This is a genomic window from Sinorhizobium sp. 6-70, assembly GCF_030124375.1.
Taxonomy (GTDB): Bacteria; Pseudomonadota; Alphaproteobacteria; order Rhizobiales; family Rhizobiaceae; genus Sinorhizobium.
Genome location: NZ_JASKLS010000008.1, coordinates 85206 through 102903 on the forward strand (window position 1 = coordinate 85206; position 17698 = coordinate 102903).

Consider the following 17698-nt stretch of genomic DNA (forward strand, 5'->3'; position numbering starts at 1 on the left):
TCTGGGAAACGCAGCATTCGCGAAAGCGGGATTCGAGCGACGCCAGCCGCGGATGCGGCCGCTTTCTTCGATCAAAGGACCACTATATTGTTTCCTTAAACCAGAGCCGATTTAAGGAAACATGCAGCAATTCAAAGTGCTACAGGGTCCTTTGCGTGTCTGATAAGACGCGCGGCGCTGTAGGTGCCAATGACGAGTGACGAACGTGTCAGACGAATGCTCCGCGAGGCGCAGGACTTTCGCAGCACCGGCGAGCCCGGAAACGGCCTGTTCCGAAGCCCTGAGGCCGATGTCCGCAAGAAGTCGTACGTCGCTTTGACGGACACGGCGGATGGGGAACATGGAGCGGTCCCATTCCGCCCCACTCCATCATTTCTTCCGCAGCCTGGCCAGCCCAGCCCGCCTTACCACCACTTGGACGGTGCGAAGCGGCCCGCAGCCTGTTCGATGACATGCGCCGTCTTGAACAGCGTCTCCTCCTCGAACGGCTTGCCGATCAGCTGCAGACCTAGCGGAAGGCCCTTGCGATCTAGCCCGCCCGGCACCGCGATGCCCGGCAGCCCCGCCATGTTGACCGTCACGGTGAAGATGTCGTTCAGGTACATCTTCACCGGATCGGCTGCGAGATCCTCGTCCGCAATGCCAAAGGCCGAGGACGGCGTCGCCGGTGTCAGGATCGCGTCGACACCTGCATCGAAAACGAGCTCGAAGTCTCGCTTGATCAGCGTTCGGACTTTCTGCGCGCGCAGGTAATAGGCGTCGTAATAGCCGGCGGAGAGCACATAGGTGCCGATCATGATGCGGCGCTTGACCTCCTGGCCGAAGCCCGCGGCGCGCGTCTTCTCATACATGTCGATGATATCCTTGCCGTCGACGCGCAGGCCGTAGCGGACACCGTCATAGCGCGCGAGGTTCGACGACGCCTCGGCGGGCGCGACGATATAATAGGCCGGCAGCGCATATTTCGTGTGCGGCAGCGAGATGTCGACGATCTCGGCACCGGCGTCCTTCAGCCAGGCAATGCCCTGCTGCCAGAGCGTCTCGATTTCCTCCGGCATGCCGTCGACGCGGTATTCCTTCGGGATACCGATCTTCATGCCCTTGATCGACTTGCCGATCGACGCCTCATAATCCGGCACGGGCAAGTCGACCGAGGTCGTATCCTTCGCGTCGACGCTCGCCATCGACTTCAAAAGGATCGCCGCATCGCGCACGTCGCGCGCGATCGGGCCAGCCTGGTCGAGCGAGGAGGCAAAGGCGACGACGCCCCAACGCGAGCAGCGGCCGTAGGTCGGCTTGATGCCGACAGTGCCGGTGAAGGCGGCCGGCTGGCGAATGGAGCCGCCCGTATCGGTCGCCGTGGCGCCAGCGCACAGATGGGCCGCGACCGCAGCCGCAGAGCCGCCGGAGGAACCGCCGGGCACGAGGTCGAGGTTGGAATTCTTGGCGCGCCAGGGGTTCTTGACCGGCCCGTAGTAGGACGTCTCGTTGGAGGAGCCCATCGCGAACTCGTCCATGTTGAGCTTGCCGAGCATGACAGCGCCGTCATTCCAAAGGTTCTGGGTGACGGTCGATTCGTAGCGCGGCTTGAAGCCGTCGAGAATGTGGCTGCAGGCCTGCGTATGGACGCCGTCGGTGCCGAAGAGATCCTTGATGCCGAGCGGAATGCCTTCCAAAGCACCAGCCTTGCCGGCTGCGATACGGGCATCGGAGGCCTTCGCCATCTCGCGCGCCTTTTCCGGGGTCACGGCGACATAGGCGTTGATCGCGTCATTGGCCGCCTCGATCGCGGCGATGTAGGCATCCGTCAATTCGACCGCAGTGATTTCCTTGGCGGAAAGCTTCGCGCGGGCTTCGGCGATCGTGAGGCTTGTAAGGGTCATGGTGTAATCGGGCTTTCGCAATCAGAAACGTCGGGGCGGGAGGCGGTTTCTTACTCGACCACTTTCGGGACGAGGAAGAAGTTGCGGTCCGAGTTCGGTGCATTGGCAACGATGTCCGCAGCCTTATCGCCGTCGGCGACGGCATCGGTGCGCTTCTTCATGTTCATCGGCGTGACCGAGGTCATCGGCTCGACACCGTCGACATTCACTTCGGAAAGCTGCTCGACGAAGCCGAGAATGCCATTGAGCTCGCCCGTCATCCGTTCGGCTTCCTCTTCGCTGACGGCAATGCGGGCAAGGCGCGCGACGCGCTTTACGGTGGCAAGGTCTACGGACATGATCGTCTCCGGTATCTCAAAGTTTCCCCCGCTATAAAGACGAGTTGAACAACGTGCAACGGGCGAATGTCGCCGAGAGCTTCCGCGACAGGCCGCCGTTGTTCTCTAGAGAGTGACGACGCCACCGACTTCAGGCGTTGCGACCAGCGTCGAGGCACCGTCCATGCCGGCGACGAAGGTCTGCGGCGTCTGGTCGATGATCGGGAACGAGCCATAGTGACAGGGGATGGCCGTGTTGAATTTGAAGAAACGCTGGCAGGCGAGAGCGGCCACCGCGCCGCCCATGGTGAAGCGGTCGCCGATCGGCACGATGCCGATGTCCGGCTCATGCAGTTCGTGGACCAGCGCCATGTCCGAAAAGATATCCGTGTCGCCCATATGATAGAGCGTCGGCTCGTCGTCGAAGTGAAGCACCAGGCCGCCGGCACTTCCGAGCGAATGGGAAACGCCATCTTCGGTGATCTGCGCCGAGGAATGAAGCGCGGTGACGAAGGTGACCGAGAAAGCGCCAAGCTGGATCGTCCCACCGGTGTTGCCCGGATCCATCTTCGATACGCCCTGCCGTCCAAGCCACATGCAAAGGTCGAAATTGCCAACCACCGTGGCTCCGGTTTCCTTGGCGATCGCAACCGTGTCGCCGACATGATCGCCGTGTCCATGTGTCAACAGGATATGCGTCAGGCCCGCGGTTGCCGCCTTGCGCTCGGTTTCACGAAATGCCGGATTTCCGGTGAAGAATGGATCGATCAGGATTTTGGCCTTCGCCGTCTCGACGTGGAAGGCGGAATGGCCGAGCCATTTGATCTTCATGACGTTCTCCTTGGATCACGGTAAGTTTGAGCGAAGCGACCGAACATGCGTGATCGTTTTTTAAAGGTCAGGCGGACCGCTCAGATGATTTATGTGTCGGACCAGCATATGGATCAAACGAAGCAAGTGGAAAGATCGAATCGGTAATCCCATGGCAATTCTTACCATCGAAGAGCTGGCGGCATGCTTGCCGCCCAACCAGGCAATTGCCGGCCTTGATCTTGGCACCAAGACGATCGGGCTGTCGGTCTCCGATCTCGGACGGCGCTTCGCGACGCCGCGCGATGTGATCCGGCGTGTCAAGTTCGGGGTCGATGCGCAAGCGCTCCTGGCCGTGGCGGCAAAGGAGAAGATCGCGGCCTTTGTCATCGGCCTGCCCGTCAACATGGATGGAACCGAGGGACCGCGCTGCCAGGCGACGCGCGCCTTCGTCAGGAACATGGGAGAGAAGACGGATATTCCCTTCGTGCTCTGGGATGAGCGGCTCTCGACGGTCGCGGCGGAGCGGGTGCTGATCGAGATGGACGTTTCCCGGAAGAAGCGAGCCGAGCGCATCGACTCCGCCGCCGCCTCCTTCATTCTTCAGGGAGCGCTCGACAGATTGGCATCGCTCGCAAACGCCTCTCGCGATTGAGCGGCCCGCGCGCCGAAACGTCGCCGGTACCAGGAGGCGATCTGGCGGCGTTTCCTCAAGCCAACAAGCGCAAACACGATGGCGCTGTCGACGACCATCGCCCGCGCAACGAGCGGCGGAATGGTCTCGGGCGGAATTCCGAGCACGTGACCATAGATCGCGAACACCAGGTCATGCGCCTGACGCGTCAACATGAAGACGCCGAAGCTCATGTCGTAATAGGAAAGACCGTACCAGCCGGTCAGCAGCGTGACCGGGGCGGCCCAAAAGATCAGGAGCCACTTCATGCGCTCCCCCTTTCCATGGCCTGCCGGCGTAACAGCGGATAGAGCGCTCGCTCGGCCAGCACGAACACCAAAAGAGCGGCGGCCAGCCTCCCGATGTCGAGCGGCAGTCCCGCGAAAAACATCATCATGATGATCAACAAGCCAGTTCTCACCGAACCGCTCCGTTCCTGATTTCCTCGATTGCCCGGCCAGTCTCCACCCTTGGCCCCGCCCCCGCAACGTAAACCATTTGTTAAGGTTAATATTCACAAGCGAGTGGCAGCTTGTGGTGTGAGGCTCGCCGCAGGATTGCGTGAAACCTCGGCCACGGAGACGGCCGACATGAGAGTGGGCTTTCCACAACGGCGGAACAGCCGAGGCGCTGGAGTTTCGTGTGTCAGGTAGCTATTCCGACCATGGCTGCGGTTACATTTCTTTAATGAGTTTCCCCGCATGGTTGTGTTGCGAATCTCCACGCAGCCGAACTGAATATCGGATTGCATCACGATTATCCCGGCCCCCATGAAGGTCCTCCCGGGACGAGAGATGGGTACCGTAATGACGGTAATTTCCGCAAATTCCGCTGCATTGACTATCCTCACCCAGAGCACGTCCTTCGCGCAGAACGCATCCGGCAATGCGGCCGATGCCATTCTGGATATCGTTTCCGGCCGGGCAACAACCAATAGCACGACAACCGACGCGGTCGCCTCAGCGACTGCGAAGGCGAAAGCTTCGGAGAAGGTCGCCGACGCTCCGCGTGCGGTCGGCGGCTCCGTCTCTTCGGAGATCTCCAAGGCCACCATGAGCGCAACTAGCGCAGCGGTCGTCAACAGTTTCAACGATGATGATCCACTCATCGCATTCACGCCGGTCAAAACTTCGGCGGAGAATGCCGAGGCGTTCATAAGGCAAGCGGTGTGGAGTCTTGGGCAATATAATCGCCGGCTCGAGCCGGATCACACCGTACTCCCTCGCGATGAATATAATGCTAAATATGCGGAGTGGGGTACCAGCCGGATTGCTAACGGCGAGGATGCAGCAAAGGTCAATCGAGAAGTAGAGTACTTCACAAGCGACAAGATGTATCAGAAAGAGGTTCATTACGCTCAGACGGTTAATGAGGGGAACCGTAGAATGTCGGAGATTGGCGCAGACGGACTTTCAGCAGCAAGAACACGCCTATCCGAAATTTTCGGCCGCGACCTCAAGATCACGTATGATGGAGATGGCAAAGCGAAGATCGAAGCTTTTGAGTTACGCTACAGCAATGGGCAAGAGATGCTCAGCTATGGTGAGGACGGCTCATTAGCGACGTACAATGAAGACGGAAGCGTTCGGAGTAAATACACCGAAAAGGACGTGGCACAGATCTAAGGCGTGTCATTTAGCCGTTGCCCCACCGCCTTTTTTGACGGTGGGGCAGATCGCACTATGCATATAGGCCGAAGTCGATGAAGGAACTGTTGGACGAGGATGCAACCCCAACCAGCGTAATATCAACATCACCAACGGTGATGTGCGCGTTGCCATTTATATCGTCAACAATCGTCAGGTCGCTGAAATCATCAGCAAGGCTAACATCGAACTGCAATCTCTCCGTGCCGATTTCGAAATCCTCAATCGTGCTTTCATCACCGGCAGATGTGAACTGGAACGTGTCGATACCAGTTCCACCCCATAAGACGTTGGCACCGTCGCTGCCGTCGAGAAGATCATCGCCAGCGTCACCATACAACTCGTCGCTACCTTGACCGCCACGAAGCTGGTCTGTGCCTCCTCCACCGTACAAATCATCGTCCCCGGCATCACCAAATAGCTGATCGTTTCCACCTTGACCATTGACTTGGTCATTGCCATCGCCACCATGAAGCCAGTCATTACCTGCAGCGGTGTAGCTTACCACCCAAGGATTATCAGTGGTCGTATCACCGTACAACGTATCGTTGCCGCCGTTGCCATGCAGCGTGTCGTTGCCGGCATCCCCCTCGACATATTCGTCAAGGACACCACCGGTGAACGTGTTGTCGTTGCCTCGACCATAAATCTTAACGCCGGCTGTCATTGATGTGACGCTTGAAAAATCACGTTGCCGGCGAAATAAACGGGTTTCGCGCCGCTTGTGTTGAACACGATGCTTTCAACGCTATCCGGTCCGTTCATGATGGCGGTCCAGGAGTAACCGGACTTTGGGGCGACGTAGATTCGGTCGGTTCCGCCGCCGCCAATGAAGATGTCCCAATTGTTGTTGACACCGCCGACGGTTCCGCTCTCGCTTCCAGCGAGCTGAAACGTATCGTTTCTCACAACGCCGTATCGGTCACCGACGAAGATTTCCGCCGCGTTCTATGAGAGCAAATGGCGTTGTTGCGAGAGGGATCGCTTAGCCTCAAAAAGGGCGCTGCTGTGGGGGGCAATAGAGCAGTGCGCAGGCGTCCTACTGCATGTTTCCTCAAACATGCAGAAATTCACAGCGCTACAAGCGCCCTTTGCGCGTCTGACAAGACGCACGGCGCTGTAGATCATTGAACCTGCTGAATGGGCAGCTACGTTGCTGCCGGATAGAGCAGATCGAGCACGTAGGCGGAATCGAAGCGCGAATCGAGCATGCCGTAGGTCGAGCGCCAGCCGGCCGCGAGGCGCGACTCCAGAAATGCGTCGGCGATGCGTCCCGCGCCGAGCCGATAGAGTTCGGCGGCAGCCGCCGCGAGCGCAAGCTGCTCGACCAGCATGCGGGCCGCGCCTTCGTCGCGCTCGCAGAGCGACATGGCCGCGCGTAGAACGTCGATCGTCTTGCGGCCGGAGGGGCCGAGATCGCGGCTGAAGATGCCGAAGAGTTGTTCGAACAACTCCTTGCGGCGCCCGAGCACGCGCAGCACGTCGAGCGCCATGACGTTGCCGGATCCCTCCCAGATGGCGTTGACCGGCGCCTCGCGATAATGCCGGGCAAGCGCGCGCTCCTCGACATAGCCGTTGCCGCCGAGGCATTCCATCGCCTCATAGATCAAGCCGGGAGCGATCTTGCAGCACCAGTATTTCGCGACCGGCGTCATGATGCGGGCATAGGCGGCATCCTCGGCACTGCCATGGGCTTTGTCGAAGGCATCGGCCAGACGGAACGACAGCGCGCTCGCCGCCGCGACGTCGAGCGCCATGTCGGCCAGAACGCGCGTCATCATCGGCTGGCTGATCAGTGCGTTGCCAAACACCTTGCGACCGCGGGTGTGGTGCACGGCTTCCGCGAGCGAGGCACGCATCATGCCGGCGGAAGCGAGCGCGCAGTCGAGCCGCGTCAATGTCACCATGTCGAGAATGGTGCGGATGCCGGCGTCGGGCGTTCCGAGGACGAAACCGAACGTATCGGAAAACTCGACCTCCGACGACGCGTTGGAACGGTTGCCGAGCTTGTCCTTCAGGCGCTGGAAGCGCAGTCCGTTGGCAGAACCGTCCTCGAGCAGCCGCGGCACCAGGAAGCAGCCGAGCCCGTCGCGCGTCTGGGCGAGCATCACGAAAGCATCGCTCATCGGTGCGGACATGAACCACTTGTGGCCGTTCAGACGGTAGATGCCCTCCCCCACGCGCTCCGCGGTCGAGGTGTTGGCCCGGACATCGGTGCCGCCCTGCTTCTCCGTCATGCCCATGCCGATGGTGACGGCGCTCTTCTGCATCCATGGGCGGTTGGAGGAATCATATTTGCGCGAAAGGATCTTCGGCGCCCATTCCTTCTGGACCGCCGGAGACGCGGTGATGGCGGCAACCGAGGCACTCGTCATGGTCAGTGGGCAGAGATGGCCGCATTCAAGCTGTGCCGTCAGGTAGAAGCGGATCGCCCTCGCCTTGTGCGACCGGCCCCTCTCATCCGCCAGGTTCTCCCAGGCGGAAGAATGCAGACCCGTCGTCATCGACCGGCGCATCAGCGCGTGCCAGGCCGGATGGAACTCGACGACATCGAGGCGCTCGCCGCGGGGGCCGTGGGTCTTCAGCTTCGGCACGCCCTCGTTGGCCATGCGCGCGAGTTCCTGCGCTTCCGGCGAGGTGACATACCGTCCGAGCACGTCGAATTCGTCGCGCAACGTCTTCGGCATGCTCGACGTGATGTCGACGACGAGAGGATCGGAGCGATAGGCATTGACACCGGACCAGGGTTTTGGCTGGTTCAGCTCGGCGAGTTTCTGTTCAGTCCGGTTCATCTGATTCATGGGCCGGTTCTAGCGCAAGTTTCGCAGGCGCGAAACAGGCGCGCCCTGAGGCCCACGCAAGTTTTCTGCGGAAGGGGTGGCGCGCCGCTTGCCCGACCCCGGACCACGCTTTATAGAGCGAGCCAATCTACAGTGCCGCGTCTTATCAGACGCGCAAAGGTCGCTGTAGCATTTTGAATTGCTGCATGTCTTATTCCTTAAATCGAGGTCGATTTAAGGAGACATTCAGTAGAGAGTGCAAGGGCGGCTCATGATCACTTTTCCGCATCGCCACCTGCTCGGCATCAAGGGCCTCACGGAACAGGAGATCACGCTCCTGCTCGATCGCGCCGACGAAGCCGTCAAGATCTCCCGGCAGAGGGAGAAGAAAACCTCCTCGCTGCGCGGGCTGACGCAGATCAATCTCTTCTTCGAAGCCTCGACCCGGACGCAGTCCTCGTTCGAACTGGCGGGCAAGCGGCTCGGCGCCGACGTGATGAACATGGCGGTCGGCAATTCCTCGGTGAAGAAAGGCGAGACGCTGATCGACACGGCGATGACGCTGAACGCGATGCATCCCGACGTGCTGGTCGTGCGCCACTCTTCGGCGGGTGCTGCGGCACTGCTTGCCCAGAAAGTCTCCTGCTCGGTCGTCAATGCCGGCGACGGTCAGCACGAGCACCCGACCCAGGCGCTCCTCGACGCACTGACAATCCGCCGCGCCAAGGGCAAGCTCTCGCGGATCATCGTCGCGATCTGCGGCGACGTCCTGCACTCGCGCGTCGCCCGGTCCAACATCCTGCTGCTCAACCAGATGGGAGCGCGCGTGCGCGTTGTCGCGCCGGCGACGCTGCTCCCCTCCGGCATCGCGCAGATGGGCGTCGAGGTCTACCACTCGATGGCGGAAGGGTTGAAGGACGCGGATGTCGTCATGATGCTGCGGCTGCAGCGCGAGCGCATGGCTGGCTCCTTCGTGCCCTCGGTGCGCGAATACTTCCATTATTACGGCCTCGACGCCGAAAAGCTGAAGGCGGCCAAGGACGATGCGCTGGTGATGCACCCGGGCCCGATGAACCGCGGCGTGGAGATCGCTTCCGAAATCGCCGACGGTCCGCAGAGCGTCATCGAACAGCAGGTGGAGATGGGCGTTGCCGTGCGCATGGCCGTGATGGAAACGCTTCTCCTCTCGCAGAACCAGGGGCGGCGCCTATGACCAGACCACTCGTTCTGAAGAACCTGCGCATTATCGATCCTTCGCGCAACCTCGACGAAGCGGGAACGATCATCGTCGGCAGCGACGGCCGCATCCTGGCAGCCGGCAGCGACGGCCAGAACCAGGGCGCGCCGGACGGCGCTTTCGTTAAGGACTGCGCCGGCCTTACGGCAGTCCCGGGCCTCGTCGATGCGCGTGTCTTCGTCGGCGAACCCGGCAGCGAGCACCGAGAGACGATCGAGTCCGCCTCCCGGGCCGCGGCGGTTGGCGGCGTCACCTCGTTCATCGCCATGCCGGATACAGATCCGGTCATCGACGAAATCGCCCTCGTCGAGTTCGTGCAGAAGACCGCGCGCGACAAGGCGCTTGTCAACGTCCATCCGGCTGCAGCGCTTACCAAGGGGCTGCTCGGGGAAGAGATGACCGAAATCGGGCTGCTTCGCGACGCCGGCGCCGTCTGCTTCACCAACGGTCGGCAACCGGTGCACGACACGCTGGTGCTGCGCCGCGCGATGACCTACGCGCGGGAGTTCGGCGCGGTCGTCGCCCTTGAGGCTCGCGACAAATATCTCGGCGCCAACGGCGTCATGAACGAGGGCCTGCTCGCCAGCTGGCTCGGCCTTCCGGGCGTGCCGCGCGAAGCGGAGATCATTCCGCTCGAACGCGACCTTCGCATCGCCGGATTGACCAAGGCCGCCTACCACGCCGCCGAGATTTCCGTACCGGAGTCGGCAGAGGCCGTGCGCGTCGCGCGGGAGCGCGGGACCAACGTCACCTGCGGCATCTCGATCAACCATCTGACGCTGAACGAGAACGACATCGGCGAATACCGGACCTTCTTCAAGCTGTCGCCTCCGCTGCGCGGCGAAGACGATCGCGTCGCCATGGCCGAGGCGCTTGCCAACGGGACGATCGACATCATCGTATCGTCGCATGATCCGCAGGATGTCGACACCAAGCGCCTGCCCTTCTCGGATGCCGCCGACGGCGCGATCGGCCTTGAAACGCTGGCAGCGGCCGCGCTTCGCCTCTACCACAGCGGCCAGGTTCCGCTGATGCGGCTGATCGATGCGATGTCCACGCGCCCGGCCGCGATCTTCGGCCTCGATGCAGGCACGCTGAAGCCGGGCGCCAAAGCCGACATTACCGTTCTCGACCTCGAAGAGCCCTGGATCCTCTACGAAAAGGCGCTGGTTTCCCGCTCGAAGAACACGCCTTTTGAAAATGCGCGCTTTACCGGACGGGTCGTCCAAACTTATGTTGCGGGCAAGCTGGTGCATTCAGCGTAAAACCGGAGCTGTTAGGCGGGGGGAGGAACCGGTGGAACTATTATCCTGGCAGCTCGGGCTGCCCGCGACATTCGCATGTCTCGTCTTCGGCTATCTTCTGGGGTCGATCCCCTTCGGCCTCATTCTCACGCGCATGGCAGGCCTCGGTGATGTCCGAAAGATAGGCTCGGGCAACATCGGTGCAACGAACGTGCTTCGCACCGGCAACAAGAAGCTTGCCGCGGCGACCCTGCTCCTCGATGCGCTCAAGGGTACAGCCGCTGCCGCCATCGCCTCGATCTGGGGCATCGAGGCTGGCGTTGCCGCCGGCCTTGCCGCGTTCCTCGGACATCTCTATCCGGTCTGGCTCTCGTTCAAGGGCGGCAAGGGCGTCGCAACTTATATCGGCGTGTTGCTGGGCCTTGCACCGGTGATGGTGCTCGTCTTCGGTGCGATCTGGCTCGCCACCGCCAAGATCACCCGTTACTCGTCGCTGAGCGCGCTCACGGCGACGGCCATCACGCCAGTGGCGCTTTATGCGGCCGGATACGGAAAAGTGGCGTTGCTCTTCGCGATCATGACCGTCATCACCTGGATCAAGCATCGAGCCAACATCCAGCGATTGCTGAGCGGCACCGAGAGCCGGATCGGAGAAAAGGGATGACGTTGAACGTCAGCGCCCAACGAGCAGGAATCGCGCTGACGGAACGGCAGAGAATCGCTTGGTTGCGGCTTATTCGCAGCGACAATGTCGGTCCCGCCACCTTTCGGGACCTGGTCAATCACTTCGGCACGGCAGAGGCGGCGCTCGAAGCGCTGCCCGACCTCTCCCGGCGCGGCGGCTCTGAGCGCACACTCCGCATTGCGACCGTCGCGGACGCGGAACGGGAACTCGATGCGGCGCACCGGTTCGGTGCCGTCTTCGTCGGGATCGGCGAGCCGGACTATCCGCCAGCATTGAGAGAGATCGACGGCGCTCCGCCGCTCATTGCCATGAAGGGCAACGTACGGGCGGCGACGCGCCCTTCCCTCGGCATCGTCGGTTCACGCAACGCGTCCGTGAGCGGCGCGAAGTTCGCCGCGATGATTGCGCGCGATGCCGGGGCGGCAGGCTATGTCATCACCTCGGGGCTCGCCCGTGGCATCGATACCGCCGCCCATCGTGCAAGCCTGCGGACAGGCACGATCGCCGCACTTGCCGGCGGCCTCGACCAGCCCTATCCGCCAGAAAATATCGGGCTGTTGCAGGAGATCACGTCCGGCGAAGGACTGGCGATCAGCGAAATGCCCTTTGGCTGGGAGCCCCGCGCGCGTGATTTTCCGCGGCGAAACCGGCTCATCGCCGGCGTCAGCCTTGGCGTCACCATCGTCGAGGCGGCCAATCGGTCGGGGTCGCTGATCACCGCCCGCTATGCCGGCGACTTCGGCAGACTGGTCTTCGCCGTTCCGGGATCTCCACTCGATCCGCGCTGCCACGGCACGAACGATCTCTTGAAACAGGGCGCGACCGTAACGACGTCCTCAGCGGACGTTCTGGAGGCGTTGGCGCCGCTCACGCGCGACGACCTCCTGACACGCCTGGACATCAAGGAGCCGACGATTGAGAACACGCGGGCAGCACCTGCGGCAGCACCGGACGATAGCGAGCGCAACCGCATCATCGAAGCGCTCGGGCCGACGCCGGTCGAAATCGACGATATCATCCGCCACACCGCGCTCTCTGCCTCGCAGGTCCACCTCGTGCTTGTGGAACTGGATCTCGCGGGCCAGCTTTGCCGGCATGGGGCAAACCTCGTGTCTCTTCTCCCCAAAGAATAATGTGTCATTACCGGCGGCTCGCGCCGTCGAAACACACGCAAACTCGCGGAAAGAAACGACCTTCGGTTGAGGAAACTCGGAAATTGCCGTTTGGTTGCACTCTGTGGCGATATTGCTATTTTCATGAAACCCCTTGACCGCGCCCGAATCCCTGTCCATTTCGTGGCGTCAACATCCGGCGCGCAGCATTTGCGCTTCGCCAAAAGAGATTGTCTCAGAGAATGACGATGAATGTTGTAGTGGTGGAATCGCCTTCCAAGGCCAAGACGATCAACAAGTACCTGGGCCCCGGCTACAAGGTGCTTGCTTCGTTCGGCCACGTGCGGGACCTGCCGGCCAAGGATGGATCGGTGCGCCCGGACGAAGACTTCGAGATGTCCTGGGAGGTCGACGGCGCTTCAGCGAAACGCATGAAGGACATCGCCGACGCCGTAAAATCGTCGGACGGCCTGATTCTCGCAACCGACCCGGATCGCGAGGGCGAGGCGATCTCCTGGCATGTGCTGGATCTTCTCAAGAAGAAGAAGGTCATCGGCGACAAGCCGGTGAGGCGGGTTGTCTTCAACGCGATCACGAAAAAGGCCGTGCTCGATGCAATGGCCGAGCCTCGCGATATCGATATCTCGCTGGTCGATGCCTATCTCGCCAGACGCGCCCTCGACTACCTCGTCGGCTTCAATCTTTCCCCCGTCCTCTGGCGCAAATTGCCGGGCGCGCGCTCGGCCGGCCGTGTGCAATCGGTGGCGCTGCGTCTCGTCTGCGATCGCGAAGCGGAAATCGAACGTTTCGTCACGGAGGAATACTGGAATATTTCGGCACTCCTGAAGACGCCGCGCGGCGACGAATTCGAAGCGCGTCTCGTCTCGGCCGACGGCAAGCGCCTGCAGCCAAAAGCAATCGGCAATGGCGACGAGGCCAATCGGCTGAAAGCGCTGCTCGATGGCGCGAGCTATGTGGTCGAGAGCGTCGAAGCAAAGCCGGTCAAGCGCAATCCGGCACCGCCCTTCACCACCTCGACGCTGCAGCAGGCCGCCTCTTCCAAGCTCGGGTTTTCCGCCTCGCGCACGATGCAGGTGGCGCAGAAGCTTTACGAGGGCGTTGACATCGGTGGCGAGACGGTTGGTCTCATCACCTATATGCGTACCGATGGCGTGCAGATGGCCCCGGAAGCAATCGACGCCGCCCGCCGCGCCATCGGCAGCCAGTTCGGCGAGCGGTACCTGCCGGAGAAGCCGCGCTTCTATTCCACCAAGGCGAAAAACGCCCAGGAAGCGCACGAAGCCATTCGTCCGACGGATTTCAACCGCACACCCGACCAGGTGCGCCGCTTCCTCGACGGCGATATGCTCAAACTTTACGACCTCGTCTGGAAGCGTGGCATCGCCAGCCAGATGGCTTCGGCCGAAATCGAGCGCACGACCGCCGAGATCATCGCCGACAACGGCGGCAAGAAGGCCGGCCTCAGGGCCACCGGTTCGGTGATCCGTTTCGACGGCTTCATCGCCGCCTACACCGACATGAAGGAAGATGGTGAGCAGGCCGATGACGGTGACGAGGGCGGCCGGCTGCCGGAGATCAACGCGCGGGAGAATCTCGCCAAGCAGAAGATCAACGCCACCCAGCATTTCACCGAGCCGCCGCCGCGCTACTCGGAAGCGACGCTGATCAAGAAGATGGAAGAACTCGGCATCGGCCGTCCTTCGACCTATGCCGCAACCGTCACGACCCTCCTCGACCGGGACTATGTGACGAACGACAAGCGCAAGCTAGTACCCCAGGCCAAGGGCCGTCTCGTGACTGCCTTCCTGGAGAGCTTCTTCACGCGTTATGTGGAATATGATTTCACGGCGTCGCTGGAGGAGAAGCTCGATCAGATTTCCGCCGGCGACCTCAACTGGAAGGACGTCCTGCGCGAGTTCTGGAAGGACTTCTTCTCCCAGATCGAAGATACCAAGGAACTGCGCGTCACCAACGTGCTCGATGCCCTCAACGAGGAACTGGCGCCGCTCGTCTTCCCTAAGCGCGAGGACGGCAGCGATCCGCGCATCTGCCAGGTCTGCGGGACCGGAAAACTCTCGCTGAAGCTCGGCAAATACGGTGCGTTCGTCGGCTGCTCCAATTACCCGGAGTGCAACTACACGCGCCAGCTTTCCTCCGAAAGCAACGGCGATGCGGAAGCGTCGGTATCGAACGAGCCGCAGAGCCTCGGCAAGGATCCGCATACCGGCGAGGAAATCACTTTGCGCAGCGGCCGCTTCGGACCCTATGTCCAGCGCGGCGAAGGCAAGGACGCAAAGCGCTCCAGCCTGCCGAAGGGCTGGACGCCGGCATCGATCGACCATGAAAAGGCCATCGCGCTGCTGTCGCTGCCGCGCGACATCGGCGCGCATCCGGAGACCGGCAAGATGATCTCCACCGGTCTCGGCCGCTATGGACCCTTCGTGCTCCACAACGGCACCTACGCCAACCTGGACTCGATCGAGGACGTCTTCGCGATCGGGCTTAACCGCGCGGTCTCGGTGCTCGCGGACAAGCAGTCGAAGGGCGCCAACGGCTCCCGCGGACGTAGCGCCGCGGCCGCACTCAAGGAACTCGGCGAACATCCCGACGGAGGCGCGATCACCGTGCGCGACGGGCGGTTCGGTCCCTATGTCAACTGGGGCAAGGTCAACGCCACGCTGCCGAAGGGCAAGGATCCGCAATCCGTGACCGTCGAAGAGGCGCTGGCGCTCATTGCCGAACGCGCGGCCAAGGGCGGCGCGACGAAGGGCAAGGCGACCAAAGCGAAATCGACGACGGCAAAGACCGCCAAGACTGCCTCGAACGGCGCAACAAAAACCGCCAAGCCGAAGACCGCCGCCAAGGCGAAATCGAAAACGGCCGCGAAGGCCAAGAAGGACTGACGTTGACCAGAATCCCGCGCGACCCGACCGAACGGCCCGGCAAGGGTGCAGGCAAGAAGAACGGCCGCGCGGCCAAAGCGGCACCTGCCGCCGAAAGGGAGACGATCGTTCACGGCGTGGTTCCGCCGCGCGATGTGCTGATGCGCTTCATCGCCGAGAATCCGCAGCAAGCCTCGAAGCGGGAAATCGCCAAGGCCTTCGGCCTGAAGGGAGAGGCACGCGTCGAACTGAAGGCACTGCTGCGCTCGCTGGAAGAGGACGGGCTGGTCGAGAAGAAGCGAAAATCGCTCGTGCGTCCCGGTAGTCTGCCACCCGTCACGGTCCTCGACATCACAATACGTGACATCGATGGCGAATTGATCGGCCGACCGGCGGAGTGGCTGGACGACGACGGCGTCGCGCCCGCGGTTCTCATCCGGCAATCCGCTGTCGGCAAGGCAAAGGGCAAGGCACCCGTCGGCGGTCTCGGCGATCGGGTACTGGCGAAGATATTTCCGTCGAAGGACCGCGGCGGCCCTGCCTATACGGCCCGCATTATCAAGGTTCTCGACAAACGCAAAGATGCCGTGCTCGGCGTCTTTCGCCCCACTCCTGGCGGCGGTGGGCGGCTGATGCCGATCGACAAGCGTGGCGAAGAGATCCTGGTCGACCCGGATTTCACCGGTAACGCTCAGGATGGCGATCTTGTGGAGGTGCATCTTGCCCGCGTCGGGCGGTATGGCCTGCCGCGCGCGCAGGTGCAGAACGTCGTCGGCTCCGTTGCATCGGAGAAGGCGATCTCGATGATCGCCATTCACGCGCATGGAATTCCTTATGTCTTTTCCGAGCGGGTGCTGAAAGAGGCCGAGGCAGCACGCCCTGCGACGATGGAACACCGCGAGGACTGGCGCCCGCTGCCGCTGATCACCATCGATCCGGCGGACGCCAAGGACCATGACGACGCCGTCTATGCGGAGCCCGATTCCTCGCCCGACAATCCGGGCGGGGTGATCGTCACTGTCGCGATTGCCGACGTCTCCTGGTATGTCCAGCCGAAGTCTGCACTCGACCTCGAAGCGTTGAAGCGCGGGAATTCGGTCTATTTTCCCGACCGTGTCGTGCCGATGCTGCCCGAGCGCATTTCCAACGATCTCTGCTCGCTGAAGGAAGGTGTCGACCGCCCCGCGCTCGCTGTCCGGATGCGCTTTTCGAAAGAGGGCCGCAAGGCCGGACACACGTTTCACCGCATCATGATGCGCAGCGCCGCCAAGCTTTCCTACAACCAGGCCCAAGCTGCGATCGACGGGGCGCCGGACGACAAGACCGGACCGATCCTGGAAACGATCCTCAAGCCGCTCTGGGAGGCCTACCGCATACTCACGCGCGGACGCGACCGGCGCCAGCCGCTCGAGCTCAACATGCCGGAGCGCAAGATCATCCTGAAGCCGGACGGCACCGTCGACCGCGTCTTCGTGCCGGAACGCCTCGACGCGCACAAGCTGATCGAGGAAATGATGATCCAGGCGAATGTCGCGGCGGCAGAGACGCTGGAACAGAAGCAGCAGGCGCTGATCTATCGCGTTCACGACCAGCCGTCGCTTGCAAAGCAGGAGACGCTGCGCGAATTCCTGGCGACGCTCGACATCTCACTCGTCAAGGGCGGCAACATGCGCTCGAACCATTTCAACGGCGTCCTGTCGACAGCCGAGGGAAAACCCTACGAGACCATGGTCAACGAAATGGTGCTGCGCTCGCAAAGCCAGGCGATCTACAGCCCGGAGAATATCGGCCATTTCGGCTTGAACCTGATGAAGTATGCACACTTCACCTCCCCTATCCGCCGCTATGCCGATCTTGTTGTGCATCGCGCCCTGGTCACCGCGCTTGGCCTCGGCTCGGGTGGCACGACGCCGCAAGAGGAAAGTGCGCTTGACGATATCGCCGCCGAGATTTCCACATTCGAGCGGCGTGCGATGGCGGCCGAGCGCGATACGGTCGATCGGTTGATTGCGCACCACCTGAACGGACGCATCGGCGAGGAATTCGACGGGCGGGTCTCGGGCGTCACCAAGGCGGGACTTTTTGTCACCCTCCCCGCCTATGGCGCCGACGGCTTTATCCCTATATCTACGCTCGGACGCGATTATTACATCTATGACGAGGCCCATCAGGCCCTGTCGGGCGAAAAATCCGGGCTCGGCTATCGTCTCGGAGATCCGGTGCGCGTCAAATTGGAGGAGGCCGTACCGCTGGCCGGTGCGCTCCGCTTCGAGATGCTGAGCGAGGGGCGTAAGATGCCGACCGCAACACGCTCTTTCCATAAGGCCGGCCGCCGTGAGCGACCCGGTGCGCGCAAGCGACCGGGAACGCGGGCACCGCGAGGCAGGCGATAGCAGCCGACAGGGATG

At 62.0% G+C, this 17698-nt stretch carries 16 protein-coding genes; 9 read left to right on the plus strand and 7 right to left on the minus strand.

Annotated features, from left to right (window positions below):
• Positions 1-404: 404 nt before the first annotated feature.
• From gatA to QN222_RS16935, 3 genes are all read right to left on the minus strand, one after another.
• Positions 405-1883 carry an Asp-tRNA(Asn)/Glu-tRNA(Gln) amidotransferase subunit GatA gene (gene gatA / locus QN222_RS16925; protein WP_284005503.1) on the minus strand — a complete coding sequence of 493 codons (1479 nt, stop codon included), beginning with the start codon at positions 1881-1883 and terminating at the stop codon, positions 405-407.
• 50 nt (positions 1884-1933) lie between these two features.
• Entirely contained in the window at positions 1934-2221 is a 288-nt protein-coding gene (gene gatC, locus QN222_RS16930) for an Asp-tRNA(Asn)/Glu-tRNA(Gln) amidotransferase subunit GatC (RefSeq protein ID WP_283966028.1), read from the minus strand.
• A gap of 105 nt (positions 2222-2326) precedes the next feature.
• Positions 2327-3031 (minus strand): metal-dependent hydrolase, encoded by a 705-nt coding sequence (locus QN222_RS16935; RefSeq protein ID WP_283966027.1) that lies wholly within the window; start codon positions 3029-3031, stop codon positions 2327-2329.
• A gap of 151 nt (positions 3032-3182) precedes the next feature.
• Between QN222_RS16935 and ruvX the strand changes: the two genes are divergently transcribed.
• Complete coding sequence (ruvX, locus tag QN222_RS16940) at positions 3183-3665, plus strand: Holliday junction resolvase RuvX (protein ID WP_284005504.1); 483 nt, start codon at positions 3183-3185, stop codon at positions 3663-3665.
• On the opposite strand, the gene QN222_RS16945 is transcribed toward ruvX, so the two are convergent.
• Both QN222_RS16945 and QN222_RS16950 read right to left on the minus strand, forming a co-directional pair.
• On the minus strand, positions 3614-3952 hold the full coding sequence (locus QN222_RS16945; RefSeq protein WP_284005505.1) for a DUF6105 family protein: 339 nt from the start codon (positions 3950-3952) through the stop codon (positions 3614-3616). The genes ruvX and QN222_RS16945 overlap by 52 nt on opposite strands.
• Positions 3949-4092 (minus strand): hypothetical protein, encoded by a 144-nt coding sequence (locus QN222_RS16950; protein ID WP_283965923.1) that lies wholly within the window; start codon positions 4090-4092, stop codon positions 3949-3951. The genes QN222_RS16945 and QN222_RS16950 overlap by 4 nt, the downstream gene beginning before the upstream one ends.
• A 397-nt stretch (positions 4093-4489) precedes the next feature.
• Here QN222_RS16950 and QN222_RS16955 point away from each other — a divergent pair, with 397 nt between their 5' ends.
• Positions 4490-5308 (plus strand): hypothetical protein, encoded by an 819-nt coding sequence (locus QN222_RS16955; protein ID WP_283965922.1) that lies wholly within the window; start codon positions 4490-4492, stop codon positions 5306-5308.
• Between the two features lie 55 nt (positions 5309-5363).
• On the opposite strand, the gene QN222_RS16960 is transcribed toward QN222_RS16955, so the two are convergent.
• A complete protein-coding gene (locus QN222_RS16960) occupies positions 5364-5996 on the minus strand; it encodes a calcium-binding protein (protein ID WP_283965921.1) in 633 nt (210 codons plus the stop codon).
• 11 nt (positions 5997-6007) lie between these two features.
• Between QN222_RS16960 and QN222_RS16965 the strand changes: the two genes are divergently transcribed.
• Positions 6008-6283, plus strand: coding sequence for a hypothetical protein (locus QN222_RS16965; protein WP_283965920.1), 276 nt, complete (start codon positions 6008-6010; stop codon positions 6281-6283).
• Positions 6284-6477: 194 nt separating this feature from the next.
• On the opposite strand, the gene QN222_RS16970 is transcribed toward QN222_RS16965, so the two are convergent.
• A complete protein-coding gene (locus tag QN222_RS16970) occupies positions 6478-8130 on the minus strand; it encodes an acyl-CoA dehydrogenase family protein (protein ID WP_284005506.1) in 1653 nt (550 codons plus the stop codon).
• A gap of 250 nt (positions 8131-8380) precedes the next feature.
• Between QN222_RS16970 and QN222_RS16975 the strand changes: the two genes are divergently transcribed.
• From QN222_RS16975 to rnr, 6 genes are all read left to right on the plus strand, one after another.
• Positions 8381-9322 (plus strand): aspartate carbamoyltransferase catalytic subunit, encoded by a 942-nt coding sequence (locus QN222_RS16975; protein ID WP_283965919.1) that lies wholly within the window; start codon positions 8381-8383, stop codon positions 9320-9322.
• Positions 9319-10611 (plus strand): dihydroorotase, encoded by a 1293-nt coding sequence (locus tag QN222_RS16980; protein ID WP_284005507.1) that lies wholly within the window; start codon positions 9319-9321, stop codon positions 10609-10611. The genes QN222_RS16975 and QN222_RS16980 overlap by 4 nt, the downstream gene beginning before the upstream one ends.
• Before the next feature lie 31 nt (positions 10612-10642).
• Positions 10643-11254 (plus strand): glycerol-3-phosphate 1-O-acyltransferase PlsY, encoded by a 612-nt coding sequence (gene plsY, locus QN222_RS16985; RefSeq protein WP_283963065.1) that lies wholly within the window; start codon positions 10643-10645, stop codon positions 11252-11254.
• Positions 11251-12408: a DNA-processing protein DprA gene (gene dprA, locus QN222_RS16990; RefSeq protein ID WP_283963066.1), complete on the plus strand. Its 1158-nt coding sequence runs from the start codon at positions 11251-11253 to the stop codon at positions 12406-12408. The genes plsY and dprA overlap by 4 nt, the downstream gene beginning before the upstream one ends.
• A gap of 227 nt (positions 12409-12635) precedes the next feature.
• On the plus strand, positions 12636-15311 hold the full coding sequence (gene topA, locus QN222_RS16995) for a type I DNA topoisomerase (RefSeq protein WP_283963067.1): 2676 nt from the start codon (positions 12636-12638) through the stop codon (positions 15309-15311).
• A gap of 2 nt (positions 15312-15313) precedes the next feature.
• Positions 15314-17683 (plus strand): ribonuclease R, encoded by a 2370-nt coding sequence (gene rnr / locus QN222_RS17000; protein WP_283963068.1) that lies wholly within the window; start codon positions 15314-15316, stop codon positions 17681-17683.
• Positions 17684-17698 lie beyond the last annotated feature (15 nt).

Excerpts from the sequence above, each read along its gene's own strand:
- gatA (WP_284005503.1), bottom strand. The coding sequence starts at position 1,883 with ATGACCCTTACAAGCCTCACGATCGCCGAAGCCCGCGCGAAGCTTTCC.
- QN222_RS16955 (WP_283965922.1), top strand. The coding sequence starts at position 4,490 with ATGACGGTAATTTCCGCAAATTCCGCTGCATTGACTATCCTCACCCAG.
- QN222_RS16935 (WP_283966027.1), bottom strand. The coding sequence starts at position 3,031 with ATGAAGATCAAATGGCTCGGCCATTCCGCCTTCCACGTCGAGACGGCG.
- ruvX (WP_284005504.1), top strand. The coding sequence starts at position 3,183 with ATGGCAATTCTTACCATCGAAGAGCTGGCGGCATGCTTGCCGCCCAAC.
- QN222_RS16975 (WP_283965919.1), top strand. The coding sequence starts at position 8,381 with ATGATCACTTTTCCGCATCGCCACCTGCTCGGCATCAAGGGCCTCACG.
- dprA (WP_283963066.1), top strand. The coding sequence starts at position 11,251 with ATGACGTTGAACGTCAGCGCCCAACGAGCAGGAATCGCGCTGACGGAA.
- QN222_RS16980 (WP_284005507.1), top strand. The coding sequence starts at position 9,319 with ATGACCAGACCACTCGTTCTGAAGAACCTGCGCATTATCGATCCTTCG.
- topA (WP_283963067.1), top strand. The coding sequence starts at position 12,636 with ATGAATGTTGTAGTGGTGGAATCGCCTTCCAAGGCCAAGACGATCAAC.
- QN222_RS16945 (WP_284005505.1), bottom strand. The coding sequence starts at position 3,952 with ATGAAGTGGCTCCTGATCTTTTGGGCCGCCCCGGTCACGCTGCTGACC.
- gatC (WP_283966028.1), bottom strand. The coding sequence starts at position 2,221 with ATGTCCGTAGACCTTGCCACCGTAAAGCGCGTCGCGCGCCTTGCCCGC.
- QN222_RS16960 (WP_283965921.1), bottom strand. The coding sequence starts at position 5,996 with ATGACAGCCGGCGTTAAGATTTATGGTCGAGGCAACGACAACACGTTC.
- QN222_RS16970 (WP_284005506.1), bottom strand. The coding sequence starts at position 8,130 with ATGAATCAGATGAACCGGACTGAACAGAAACTCGCCGAGCTGAACCAG.